The organism is Streptomyces niphimycinicus, assembly GCF_018883605.1.
Taxonomy (GTDB): domain Bacteria; phylum Actinomycetota; class Actinomycetes; order Streptomycetales; family Streptomycetaceae; genus Streptomyces; species Streptomyces niphimycinicus.
Genome location: NZ_JAHLEM010000254.1, coordinates 1 through 12,829 on the forward strand (window position 1 = coordinate 1; position 12,829 = coordinate 12,829).

The window sequence follows — 12,829 nt, forward strand, 5'->3', positions numbered from 1 at the left end:
TGGCGCGGGCCGGTCATCCGCCGCCCGCGCTGGTGCGTCCGGATGGCTCGGTGGAGTTCCTCGATCTCCCGGCCGGGCCACCGCTGGGCCTGGGCGGGCTGCCGTTCGAGACCTCGGAGCTGGACCTGCCCGAAGGCAGCCATCTGGTGCTCTACACGGACGGCCTGATCGAGAAGCGCGACCGGGACATCGACACCGGTCTGGAGATGCTGCGCGACGCCCTGTCCCACCCCGGCCGGACGCCCGAGGACGCCTGTACGGCCGTGCTGGACGCGCTGCTGCCCGACCGCCCGAGCGATGACATCGCGCTGATCGTGGCCCGTACGAGGGTGCTGGAGTCCGGTCTGACGGCCGACTGGGAGGTGGCCTGTGACCCGTCGCAGGTGGCCGCGGTGCGGGCCGCGGTGGCCCAGAAGCTGGCGGAGTGGGATCTGGGCGATGTCGCGTTCACGACCGAGCTCATCCTCAGCGAGCTGATCACCAACGCGATCCGCTACGCGACCGGCCCGATCCGGGTGCGGCTGCTCTGCGACCGCAGCCTGATCTGCGAGGTCTTCGACACCAGCAGCACCTCCCCGCATCTGCGGTATGCGGGGACGACGGACGAGGGCGGCCGGGGGCTCTTCCTGGTCTCGCAGTTCGCCGACCGCTGGGGCACTCGCTACACCTCGGACGGCAAGGTGATCTGGACCGAGCAGGCGCTGCCGCCGTCGAAGAACGGCAAGCCGCGGTCGTAAGGGCCTCAGGGCGCTCCAAGGGCTCGCATGAAAGCCGTAAGGCGCTCACGGGGCCGTAGGGGCTCCTGAGGCCCGTCAAAGCCGTCATGGGGCAACGCGGCCACCAAGGGGCAACGCGGCCACCTCACCGGGGGACCAGCCACCCAGCACAGCCAGAAGCCCGCCCACGGACCCCGTGGGCGGGCTTCTGCGCATCGCATCGGTTGCGGCGTTACTTGGCCGGGGCCGGTTCCGGCTCCTCGGCGCTCTTGCCGCCGTCGTCCGGCTCGGCCGGGGTCCTCACCGAGTCGAGGAGCAACTGCGCCACGTCCACGACCTGGAGCTCTTCCTTCGCCTTCCCGTCGCCCGCGGCGGAGCCGCTATTGGACGCTTTCTTGCCGTTGACGGAGTCGGTCAGCATCACCAGGCAGAACGGGCAGGCGGTGGAGACGATGTCCGGGTTGAGGGACAGCGCCTCGTCCACGCGCTCGTTGTTGATGCGCTTGCCGATCCGCTCCTCCATCCACATCCGGGCGCCGCCCGCGCCACAGCAGAAGCCGCGCTCCTTGTGGCGGTGCATCTCCTCGTTCCGCAGCCCCGGCACCTTGGCGATGATCTCGCGCGGCGGGGTGTAGACCTTGTTGTGGCGGCCCAGGTAGCAGGGGTCGTGGTAGGTGATCAGACCCTCGACCGGGGTGACCGGCACCAGCTTGCCCTCGTCGATGAGGTGCTGGAGCAACTGGGTGTGGTGGATGACCTCGAACTCGCCGCCGAGCTGCGGGTACTCGTTCGCGATGGTGTTGAAGCAGTGCGGGCAGGTCGCGACGATCTTCTTCGCCGACTTCGGCTTCTTGGACGACTCGTCTTCGTCGTCCTCCCCGAAGGCCATGTTCAGCATCTCGACGTTCTGCTGGCCGAGCTGCTGGAAGAGGAACTCATTGCCCAGACGGCGGGCGGAGTCACCGGTGCACGCCTCGTCGCCGCCCATGATCGCGAACTTGACGCCCGCGATGTGCAGCAGCTCCGCGAACGCCTTGGTGGTCTTCTTCGCCCGGTCCTCCAGGGCGCCCGCGCAGCCGACCCAGTACAGGTAGTCGACCTCGGTGAGGTCCTCGATGTCCTTGCCGACGACCGGCACCTCGAAGTCGACTTCCTTGGTCCACGCGAGGCGCTGCTTCTTGGCCAGCCCCCAGGGGTTGCCCTTCTTCTCCAGGTTCTTGAGCATCGTGCCCGCCTCGGACGGGAACGAGGACTCGATCATCACCTGGTAGCGGCGCATGTCCACGATGTGGTCGACGTGCTCGATGTCCACCGGGCACTGCTCGACGCACGCACCGCAGGTGGTGCAGGACCACAGCACGTCCGGGTCGATGACGCCATTCTCTTCCAGCGTGCCGATCAGCGGGCGCTCGGCCTCGGCCAGGGCCGCGGCGGGCACGTCGGCGAGCTGCTCCTTGCTCGCCTTCTCCTCGCCCTCCGCCGTCTTGCCGCCACCGGCGAGCAGATACGGCGCCTTGGCGTGCGAATGGTCGCGCAGCGCCATGATCAGCAGCTTGGGCGACAGCGGCTTGCCGGTGTTCCAGGCGGGGCACTGCGACTGGCAGCGTCCGCATTCGGTGCAGGTGGAGAAGTCGAGGATGCCCTTCCAGGAGAAGTGCTCGATCTGCGAGACGCCGAACTGGGCGTCCTCGTCCGGGTCCTCGAAGTCGATCGGCTTGCCCTCGCTCACCATCGGCTGAAGCGCGCCGAGGGCCACCTCGCCGTCCGCGTTGCGCTTGAACCAGATGTTCGGGAAGGCGAGGAAGCGGTGCCAGGCGATGCTCATGTCGAGGTTGGTGCTGACCGTGATCATCCAGATCATGGTCGTACCGAGCTTGATCATCGCGAACAGGTAGGTCAGGTTCTGCACCGTGTCCACGCTGAGCCCGTTGAAGAGCTGGACCAGCGGATACGAGGCGAAGTACGCGGGCTCGTAAGTGTCGACGTGGTGCAGTGCGCCCTCGGTGCCGCGCAGGGCCATGATCGCGATGCCGATGATGAGGATGACGTACTCGACGAAGTACGCCTGCCAGGCGGTGGAGCCCGCGAACCGGGACTTGCGGCCGGCCCGGCTGGGCAGGTTGAGCAGCCGGATCGCCATCAGCGTCAGGATGCCCAGGGTGGTCATCGTGCCGATGAACTCGATGTACAGCTCGTAGGGGAGGAAGCCGCCGAGGATCGGCAGCGTCCAGTCCGCCTGGAAGAGCTGGCCGTAGGCGTTGATGATGGTCGGCGGCAGGGTCAGGAAGCCGATCGCCACGAACCAGTGGGCGACGCCGATCACGCCCCACTTGTTCATGCGGGTGTGCGCGAGGAACTCCCGGGCCAGGGTCACGCTGCGCTGGTAGGGGTTGTCGGCCCTGGCCCCCGCTGGGACCGGCGCGCCGAGCTTGAAGAAGCGCACGAACTGCGCGACGGCCCGGCCGAGCAGGGCAACGCCGACCGCGGTGAGAACCAGCGACACGATGATCGCGGCGAGTTGCATATGGGGCTCCTCGAACCTGCGAGCTGGATTACTAAGCAGTAACTTAATGTGGCTTGACCGAGATTACCCGTCCGGACGGGGGCGTATGTAGTCGACGAGCCGGTGATCTGCGTCGCTCACTTGGCCCCCTCTCCCTCTCATTAGTGCTTGGTTGGGCATAAGCCTCATATAAAACTTGAGCCCATGCGACTCAGGTCTGTTGACAGCGACGATCCGGCTGATGCACGCTTGAGCCTGTTCCACTCAATGCTGTAGCTGGAGGATCCCGAAATGGCACGTGCGGTCGGCATCGACCTGGGTACGACGAACTCCGTCGTCAGTGTTCTCGAGGGCGGTGAGCCCACCGTCATCACCAACGCCGAGGGCGCCAGGACCACGCCGTCCGTCGTGGCGTTCGCGAAGAACGGCGAGGTGCTCGTCGGCGAGGTGGCCAAGCGCCAGGCGGTCACCAACGTCGACCGCACCATCCGGTCGGTCAAGCGCCACATGGGCACCGACTGGAAGGTCAACCTCGACGGCAAGGACTTCAACCCGCAGCAGATGAGCGCCTTCATCCTGCAAAAGCTCAAGCGGGATGCGGAGTCGTACCTCGGCGAGAAGGTCGCGGACGCGGTCATCACCGTCCCGGCGTACTTCAACGACGCCGAGCGCCAGGCCACCAAGGAAGCCGGTGAGATCGCGGGCCTCAACGTCCTGCGTATCGTCAACGAGCCTACCGCCGCCGCGCTCGCCTACGGGCTGGAGAAGGACGACCAGACCATCCTGGTCTTCGACCTCGGCGGCGGCACCTTCGACGTCTCGCTGCTGGAGATCGGCGACGGCGTGGTGGAGGTCAAGGCCACCAACGGTGACAACCACCTCGGTGGTGACGACTGGGACCAGCGCGTCGTCGACTACCTGGTCAAGCAGTTCAACAACGGCCACGGCGTCGACCTGTCCAAGGACAAGATGGCCCTTCAGCGCCTCCGCGAGGCCGCTGAGAAGGCGAAGATCGAGCTCTCCAGCTCGTCCGAGACCACCATCAACCTGCCCTACATCACGGCGTCCGCCGAGGGCCCGCTGCACCTGGACGAGAAGCTCACCCGCGCCCAGTTCCAGCAGCTCACCTCCGACCTGCTGGAGCGCTGCAAGACCCCGTTCCACAACGTCATCAAGGACGCGGGCATCTCGCTGTCCGAGATCGACCACGTGGTCCTGGTCGGTGGCTCGACCCGGATGCCCGCCGTCGCCGAGCTCGTCAAGGAGCTGACCGGCGGCAAGGAGGCCAACAAGGGCGTCAACCCGGACGAGGTCGTCGCCATCGGCGCCTCCCTCCAGGCCGGTGTCCTCAAGGGCGAGGTCAAGGACGTCCTGCTGCTCGACGTCACCCCGCTGTCCCTCGGCATCGAGACCAAGGGCGGCATCATGACCAAGCTGATCGAGCGCAACACGACCATTCCGACCAAGCGCTCGGAGATCTTCACCACGGCCGAGGACAACCAGCCGTCCGTGCAGATCCAGGTCTACCAGGGCGAGCGCGAGATCGCGGCGTACAACAAGAAGCTCGGGATGTTCGAGCTGACCGGCCTGCCGCCGGCCCCGCGCGGGGTGCCGCAGATCGAGGTCACCTTCGACATCGACGCCAACGGCATCATGCACGTCGGCGCGAAGGACCTCGGCACCGGCAAGGAGCAGAAGATGACCGTCACCGGCGGCTCCGCGCTGCCGAAGGACGACATCGACCGCATGATGCGCGAGGCCGAGCAGTACGCGGAGGAGGACCACAAGCGCCGCGAGGCCGCCGAGACCCGCAACCAGGCCGAGCAGCTCGTCTACCAGACGGACAAGTTCCTCAAGGACAACGAGGACAAGGTCCCGGGCGAGGTCAAGACCGAGGTCGAGGAGGCCCTCACCGAGCTGAAGGAGAAGCTCAAGGGTGAGGACACCGCCGAGATCCGCACCGCGACCGAGAAGGTCGCCGCGGTCAGCCAGAAGCTGGGCCAGGCCATGTACGCCAACACCCAGGCGGACGGCCCGGGCGCGGCCGGTGCCGCCGCCGGTGACGCCGGCGCCGCGGGCCAGGCCAAGGCCGATGACGATGTGGTGGACGCCGAGATCGTCGACGACGACAAGGCCGACAAGGGCCAGGGTGGTGCCGCGTGACGGAGGAGACCCCGGGCTTCGAGGAGCAGCCCGACGTCCCCTCCGAGGCCGCGCAGACCCCCGACGACGCGGCGAAGGGCGCCGGGTCCGCCGACAAGGCGGGCCCGGCAGCCCCGGCCGGGGACCTCGAGCAGGTAGCCCTTCAGGCACAACTGGACCAGGTGCGTACCGCCCTCAATGAGCGGACGGCCGACCTCCAGCGGCTCCAGGCGGAGTACCAGAACTATCGGCGCCGGGTCGAGCGGGACCGGGTGACGGTCAAGGAGATCGCCGTGGCGAGCCTCCTGTCCGAGCTGCTGCCCGTGCTCGACGACATCGGCCGGGCCCGTGACCACGGCGAGCTGGTCGGCGGCTTCAAGTCGGTCGGCGAATCGGTGGAGACGGTGTCGGCGAAGCTGGGCCTTCAGCAGTTCGGCAAGGAGGGCGAGCCCTTCGACCCGCTGGTGCACGAGGCTCTGATGCATTCGTACGCACCGGATGTCACGGAGACCACGTGCGTGCAGATTCTCCAGCCGGGGTATCGAATCGGCGAGCGCACGATCCGCCCGGCGCGGGTCGCGGTCGCCGAGCCCCAGCCGGGAGCCACCGCCAAGGGCGGCGAGGGCGAGGCCGCGGCGCCGGACGAGGAGAGCGGTGGCCCGGAAGAGGGCTGACGTGACGGTGATCGCGGGAGCAGCAGGAGAGGAGGGACGTCGAGGATGAGCACCAAGGACTTCGTGGAGAAGGACTACTACAAAGTCCTCGGCGTCCCCAAGGACGCGACCGAGGCGGAGATCAAGAAGGCGTACCGGAAGCTCGCCCGCGAGTACCACCCGGACGCCAACAAGGGCGACGCCAAGGCGGAGGACCGCTTCAAGGAGATCTCCGAGGCCAATGACATCCTCGGCGACCCCAAGCGGCGCAAGGAGTACGACGAGGCCCGCTCGCTCTTCGGGAACGGCGGATTCCGCCCCGGTCCCGGCGGTCCGGGCGGCACCGGGAACTTCAACTTCGACCTGGGCGACCTCTTCGGCGGCGCCCAGGGCGGCGGCGGTCCCGGTGGCGGTGGCGCCGGCGGCTTCGGCGGCGGGCTCGGGGATGTCTTCGGCGGGCTGTTCGGCCGCGGCGGCGCCACCCGCGCCCAGCCGCGCCGGGGCCAGGACATCGAGTCCGAGGTGACGCTCAGCTTCACCGAGGCCGTCGAGGGGGCCACGGTCCCGCTGCGGATGTCCAGCCAGGCCCCGTGCAAGGCGTGCTCGGGCACCGGCGACCGGGACGGCACCCCACGGGTCTGCCCGACCTGTGTCGGCACCGGCCAGGTCAGCCGGGGCGGCGGGGGCGGCTTCTCGCTCACCGACCCGTGCGTGGAGTGCCGTGGCCGCGGCCTGATCGCGCAGAACCCGTGCGAGACCTGCAAGGGCAGCGGACGGGCCCGTTCCGCCCGCACCATGCAGGTGCGGATCCCCGCGGGCGTCAGCGACAGCCAGCGGATCCGGCTGCGCGGCAAGGGTGCCCCCGGCGAGACCGGCGGCCCGGCCGGCGATCTGTATGTGATCGTGCACGTGGACGCGCATCCGGTCTTCGGCCGTAAGGGCGACAACCTGACCGTCACCGTGCCCGTCACCCTTCCGGAGGCGGCGCTCGGCGGCGAGATCAAGGTCCCGACCCTGGGCGGCCCGCCGGTCACCCTGAAGCTGCCGCCCGGCACGCCCAACGGACGCACGATGCGCGCCCGTGGCAAGGGCGCGGTCCGTAAGGACGGCACGCGCGGAGACCTGCTGGTCACCGTCGAGGTCACGGTGCCGCAGGAGCTGAGTGACCCGGCGCGGGACGCGCTGGAGTCGTATCGCGAAGCGACCGTGGGAGAGGACCCACGGGCGGAGCTGTTCAAGGCCGCGAAGGGAGCGTGACCCCAATGGAGTCGCACGGCCGAGGAGGCATCGGAGGCAGGGGCGCCGGCCGGCCCCGTAACCCTTATGAGCTGACCGAGGATTCGCCGGTGTACGTCATCTCGGTGGCGGCCCAGCTTTCCGGGCTGCACCCGCAGACCCTGCGTCAGTACGACCGCCTCGGCCTGGTATCCCCCGACCGTACCGCCGGCCGTGGCCGGCGGTACTCCGCGCGGGACATCCAGTTGCTCCGCCAGGTCCAGCAGTTGTCCCAGGACGAGGGGATCAACCTCGCCGGGATCAAGCGCATCATCGAACTGGAGCACCAGGTCGCGGCTCTCCAGGCCCATGTCGCCGAGCTCCAGGCCGCGGTCGAGGGCGCCGCGACCGCCATGCAGCAGCGCGAGGCCCAGGTCCACGCCTCCTACCGCCGCGACCTGGTCCGCTACCAGGACGTCCAGCAGAGCAGTGCCCTGGTGGTCTGGCGCCCCAAGCGCCCGGAGTAGCGCCCCGGCGCGCGGCTGATCGCAGGCCCGGTACCGTCCTAACGGCCACCGGGCCTTTCGCGTGCCCGGCGGGGCCGCTGGTCGGGCGCGCCGATGGGGCGTGCCGGGCGCACCATGGATGTATGGGAGGAGGTATCGCCATGGTGGAAGTCAAGACGATCGAGAAGCCGGATGAGCGGCGTGACTTTCCCGGAGGCCATATCGAAGCCCTGCATCTGACCGGGCTGGATTTCGCCGTGGGCACCTTCGAGCCCGGATGGCGCTGGCGGGAGTCGGTGCGGCCGATCGTGGGGACCGATCTGTGCGAGGTCCACCACAGCGGGATCGTGGTCCGGGGCCGGATGCGGCTGCGCACGGCCGATGGCGCGGAGGCCGAGGTGGGGCCCGGGGATGTGTATGTGGTGGCGCCCGGCCATGACGCCTGGGTCGTCGGCGATGAGCAGGTCGTGGTGTACGACGTCGCGGGGCAGATGGCGTTGACGTATGCGAAGTCGAGTGAGGCCGGGGCCTGACACGGGGGGCGGGAGCGGCATCCTGTAGCGGTTCAGCCGTGGGCAGGGGACGAGATGAGTACCGGTCGGATACCACCGCGTGGACCCCGCCGCGGGGGGTGGCCGCACGGAAGTGCCCGTACCGACCAACTGATCCGGACGCTGCTGCGGCGCCGTAAGGAGCCGCTGGCGATCGAGGACGTCACCGTCGTCGACAAGCCGGGGATGCGCCGCGCGGTCGCGGCGACCGCGATCGGCAACACCATGGAGTGGTTCGACTTCGGTGTCTACGCCTATGTCGCGGTCACCCTCGGCAGGGTCTTCTTCCCCGCCGACAACCCCGCCACCCAGGTGGTCTCCACGTTCGCCACGTTCGCCGTGGCGTTCCTGGTGCGGCCGCTGGGCGGGCTGGTGTTCGGGCCGCTGGGCGACCGGATCGGGCGGCGGCGGGTGCTGTCCACCACCATGATCTTGATGGCGACCGGCACCTTCGCGGTGGGCCTGCTGCCCGGCTACGACGCGATCGGCTTCACCGCCCCGCTGCTGCTGCTGGCCTGCCGGGTGGTGCAGGGCTTCTCGACCGGCGGTGAGTACGCGGGGGCGACCACCTATATCGCCGAGTTCGCGCCCGATCAGCGCCGTGGCTTCCTCGGCAGTTGGCTCGACTTCGGCACCTTCATCGGCTATTCGCTGGGTTCCGGTCTGGTCACCGTGCTCACCGCGGTCGTCGGTGAGACCGGGATGGTGGAGTGGGGCTGGCGGGTGCCGTTCCTGGTGGCGGGGCCGCTGGGGCTGATCGGTCTGTATATGCGGCTGCGGCTGGAGGAGACCCCGGCGTTCCAGCAGGAGGCCGAGCGGGCGGCCGAGGCGGCGCAGGCGGCGGAGGCGCACGGCGAAACGGTGCCGATCGAGGAGGCCCGCCAGTCCGGACAGGGGCGGCTGAAGGAGATCTTCACCCGGCACTGGGAGGCGATGCTGATCTGTATGGGCCTGGTGCTGCTGTACAACGTCACCAACTACATGGTGACGTCGTATCTGCCGACGTATATGACCTCCACGCTCGGCCAGGACGCCACCACGGCCCAGGTGCTGGTGCTGGGCACCATGCTGTTCGTGGTGCTGGCGATCACGGTGGTCGGGCGCGGTTCCGACCGCTGGGGGCGGCGGCCGCTGTTCCTGTTCGGCAGTCTGGGCCTGGTGGCGCTGGCCATTCCGGCGGTGCTGCTGATCCGGGCGGGCGGCGTGCTGATGCCCGCGATCGGCTGTCTGATCCTGGGCGCGATGCTGGTCACCTTCGCGGGGACGAGCGCCGCCACGCTTCCGGCGCTGTTCCCGACCCGGCTGCGCTACGGCGCCCTGTCGATCTCGTACAACCTCTCCGTGTCGCTGTTCGGCGGGACGACGCCGCTGCTGGCCTCATGGCTGGTGGCCACCACGCACAACACGCTGGTGCCCGCCTTCTACCTGATGGCGGCGGGGGTGATCGGGCTGATCGCCACGCTGTTCCTGCATGAGACGGCGGGGAAGCCGCTGCGCGGTTCGGGGCCCATGGTGGAGACCGAGGAGGAGGCGCGTACGGCGGTGGCCGAGAGCCGTACGGAGGCCGGGCGGCACGCCCGCGACGTCTGGATCCGGCTGCGCCACCCCTGGGCGGGGGCGGGCCACCGGGAGGAGAAGGGCGAGGATTGATCCGGCCCGGGCCTCAGCCCTTGCCCATGCGCTGGCTCAGCCCTTGCCCATGCGCTGGCTCAGCCCTTGCCCATGCGCTGGCTCAGCCCTTGCCCATGCGCTGGCTCAGCCCTTGCCCATGCGCTGGCTCAGCCCTTGCCCATGCGCTGGCTCAGCCCTTGCCCATGCGCTGCCTCAGCCCTTGCCCATGGCGCGGGTGAGGGTGATTTCGATCAGGACGCGGTCGGGGTTGGGGCGCGGGGTGCGCTCGTAGCGCTCGGCGTAGCGGCGTACCGCCTCCGCGATCAGCTCGGGCTCCTCGCGTACCACCGCGAGCCCCTCCAGCGTGGCCCACCGCCTGCCCGCCAGTTGGCAGACCGCGACCCGCGCACCGCCCTCGCCCGCCGCCCGGACATGGGCGACCTTACGGCTGTGGCGGTTGGCGATGACGCGGGCGAGCCCGGCCTCGGGGTCGTAGGTGACGCCGACCGGGACGACATGCGGGGTGCCGTCCGGGCGGGGGGTGGTCAGGGTGCAGACATGGCGTTCGCGCCAGAAATCGAGGTACTCGGGATCGGGGTTGCGGGGGTCGACAGGCATGGTCCAGAACCTACCGACATGGCCCGGAACCTCAGGCCAGGGGAGTGGCGTCAGCGAGGTTGAGTGGAATAGACTCAACTTTGCGGAGGTTGGGTAGGGCAGGATGGGAAGATCGCAGCGAGGAGGAGCACAGGGACGTGGATGCCGAGCTGACCAACAAGAGCCGGGCGGCGCTGAGCGCCGCCAATGACCGGGCGGTGTCCTCCGGACACGCGGATATGACGCCCGCGCACCTCCTGCTCGCCCTGCTCCAGGGCCAGGACAACGAGAACGTCATGGATCTGCTGGCAGCCGTAGAGGCCGACGCGGCCCATGTGCGCGGCGGCGCCGAGCGGCTGCTCGCCGCCCTGCCCAGCGTCCAGGGCTCCACCGTGGCCCCGCCGCAGGCCAGTCGTGAGCTGCTCGCCGTCGTCGCGGACGCCACCCAGCGGGCCAGGGAACTGGGGGACGACTATGTCTCCACCGAGCATCTGCTCATCGGCATCGCCGCCAAGGGCGGCCAGGCCGGGGAGCTGCTCGACCAGCAGGGGGCGAGCGCCAAGAAGCTGCTCGCCGCGTTCGAGAAGGTCAGGGGTGGACAGCGGGTGACGACGGCCGATCCGGAGGGCACGTACAAGGCCCTGGAGAAGTTCGGCACGGACTTCACCGCCGCCGCGCGCGAGGGCAAGCTGGACCCGGTCATCGGCCGGGACCAGGAGATCCGCCGGGTGGTGCAGGTGCTCTCCCGGCGCACCAAGAACAACCCGGTGCTGATCGGCGACCCGGGCGTCGGCAAGACGGCCGTCGTCGAGGGGCTCGCCCAGCGGATCGTCAAGGGCGACGTCCCCGAGAGCCTGCGCGACAAGCGCCTGGTCGCCCTCGACCTCGGCGCGATGGTCGCGGGCGCGAAGTACCGCGGTGAGTTCGAGGAGCGGCTGAAGACCGTCCTGGCCGAGATCAAGTCCAGCGACGGCCAGATCATCACCTTCATCGACGAGCTGCACACCGTGGTCGGCGCGGGCGCCGGCGGCGACTCCGCGATGGACGCGGGCAATATGCTCAAGCCGATGCTGGCCCGCGGTGAGCTGCGCATGGTCGGCGCCACCACCCTCGACGAATACCGCGAGCGGATCGAGAAGGACGCCGCGCTCGAGCGCCGCTTCCAGCAGGTGCTGGTCGCCGAGCCGACCGTCGAGGACACCGTCGCCATCCTGCGCGGGCTCAAGGGCCGCTACGAGGCCCACCACAAGGTGCAGATCGCCGACGGCGCGCTGGTGGCCGCCGCCGCCCTCTCCGACCGGTACATCACCTCCCGCTTCCTGCCCGACAAGGCCATCGACCTGGTCGACGAGGCGGCCTCCCGGCTCCGGATGGAGATCGACTCCTCCCCCGTGGAGATCGACGAGCTCCAGCGGTCGGTGGACCGGATGCGGATGGAGGAGATGGCGCTGGCCCGGGAGACCGATGAGGCCAGCAAGCTGCGGCTGGACAAGCTGCGCCGCGACCTCGCCGACAAGGAGGAGGAGCTGCGCGGGCTCACCGCCCGCTGGGAGAAGGAGAAGCAGGGCCTCAACCGCGTCGGTGAGCTCAAGGAGAAGCTGGACGAGCTGCGCGGCCAGGCCGAGCGCGCCCAGCGCGACGGCGACTTCGACACCGCCTCCAAGCTGCTGTACGGGGAGATCCCGGCCGTCGAGCGGGAGCTGGCCGAGGCGTCGGAGGCCGAGGCCGAGGTCCAGCAGGACCGCCCCACCATGGTCAAGGAGGAGGTCGGCCCGGACGATGTGGCCGATGTGGTCGCCTCCTGGACCGGCATCCCCGCCGGCCGGCTGCTGGAGGGCGAGACCAAGAAGCTGCTGCGCATGGAGGACGAGCTGGGCAAGCGGCTGATCGGCCAGATGGAAGCCGTAAGGGCGGTATCGGACGCCGTGCGCAGGACCCGCGCGGGCATCGCCGACCCGGACCGGCCCACCGGTTCGTTCCTCTTCCTCGGCCCCACCGGCGTCGGCAAGACCGAGCTGGCCAAGGCGCTCGCCGACTTCCTCTTCGACGACGAGCGGGCCATGGTCCGCATCGACATGAGCGAGTACGGCGAGAAGCACAGCGTGGCCCGGCTGGTCGGCGCCCCGCCCGGGTATGTCGGCTACGAGGAGGGCGGCCAGCTCACCGAGGCGGTGCGCCGCCGCCCCTACAGCGTGGTGCTGCTGGACGAGGTGGAGAAGGCCCACCCCGAGGTCTTCGACGTCCTGCTCCAGGTCCTGGACGACGGGCGGCTCACCGACGGCCAGGGCCGGACGGTGGACTTCCGCAACACCATCCTGGTGCTCACCTCCAACCT

General features: G+C 69.5%; 10 protein-coding genes. 8 read left to right on the top strand and 2 right to left on the bottom strand.

Going from position 1 to position 12,829, the window contains the following annotated elements; genetic code table 11:
* The coding region (locus tag KN815_RS22650) for an ATP-binding SpoIIE family protein phosphatase (RefSeq protein WP_216343765.1) at positions 1-737 on the top strand (737 nt) is incomplete at its 5' end.
* 211 nt (positions 738-948) lie between these two features.
* Here the strand turns inward: KN815_RS22650 and KN815_RS22655 are convergent.
* Positions 949-3,240: a (Fe-S)-binding protein gene (locus tag KN815_RS22655; RefSeq protein WP_216343766.1), complete on the bottom strand. Its 2,292-nt coding sequence runs from the start codon at positions 3,238-3,240 to the stop codon at positions 949-951.
* A gap of 270 nt (positions 3,241-3,510) precedes the next feature.
* On the opposite strand from KN815_RS22655, the gene dnaK reads away from it, so the two are divergent.
* From dnaK to proP, 6 genes are all read left to right on the top strand, one after another.
* Positions 3,511-5,382, top strand: a complete 1,872-nt coding sequence (dnaK, locus tag KN815_RS22660) for a molecular chaperone DnaK (protein ID WP_216343767.1) — start codon at positions 3,511-3,513, stop codon at positions 5,380-5,382.
* The gene (gene grpE / locus KN815_RS22665) at positions 5,379-6,035 is read left to right on the top strand and encodes a nucleotide exchange factor GrpE (protein WP_216343768.1); all 657 of its coding nucleotides are present in this window, start codon (positions 5,379-5,381) and stop codon (positions 6,033-6,035) included. The genes dnaK and grpE overlap by 4 nt, the downstream gene beginning before the upstream one ends.
* A gap of 45 nt (positions 6,036-6,080) precedes the next feature.
* Positions 6,081-7,271, top strand: a complete 1,191-nt coding sequence (dnaJ, locus tag KN815_RS22670; RefSeq protein WP_216343769.1) for a molecular chaperone DnaJ — start codon at positions 6,081-6,083, stop codon at positions 7,269-7,271.
* Between the two features lie 5 nt (positions 7,272-7,276).
* Positions 7,277-7,756 (top strand): heat shock protein transcriptional repressor HspR, encoded by a 480-nt coding sequence (locus tag KN815_RS22675; RefSeq protein WP_216343770.1) that lies wholly within the window; start codon positions 7,277-7,279, stop codon positions 7,754-7,756.
* A gap of 140 nt (positions 7,757-7,896) precedes the next feature.
* On the top strand, positions 7,897-8,268 hold the full coding sequence (locus KN815_RS22680) for a cupin domain-containing protein (protein WP_216343771.1): 372 nt from the start codon (positions 7,897-7,899) through the stop codon (positions 8,266-8,268).
* Positions 8,269-8,397: 129 nt separating this feature from the next.
* Positions 8,398-9,936 carry a glycine betaine/L-proline transporter ProP gene (gene proP / locus KN815_RS22685; protein ID WP_216343774.1) on the top strand — a complete coding sequence of 513 codons (1,539 nt, stop codon included), beginning with the start codon at positions 8,398-8,400 and terminating at the stop codon, positions 9,934-9,936.
* Between the two features lie 174 nt (positions 9,937-10,110).
* Here the strand turns inward: proP and KN815_RS22690 are convergent, their stop codons facing one another.
* On the bottom strand, positions 10,111-10,515 hold the full coding sequence (locus tag KN815_RS22690) for a pyridoxamine 5'-phosphate oxidase family protein (protein WP_216343772.1): 405 nt from the start codon (positions 10,513-10,515) through the stop codon (positions 10,111-10,113).
* Between the two features lie 137 nt (positions 10,516-10,652).
* On the opposite strand from KN815_RS22690, the gene KN815_RS22695 reads away from it, so the two are divergent.
* On the top strand, positions 10,653-12,829 hold a 2,177-nt coding region (locus tag KN815_RS22695; protein ID WP_216343773.1), incomplete at its 3' end, for an ATP-dependent Clp protease ATP-binding subunit.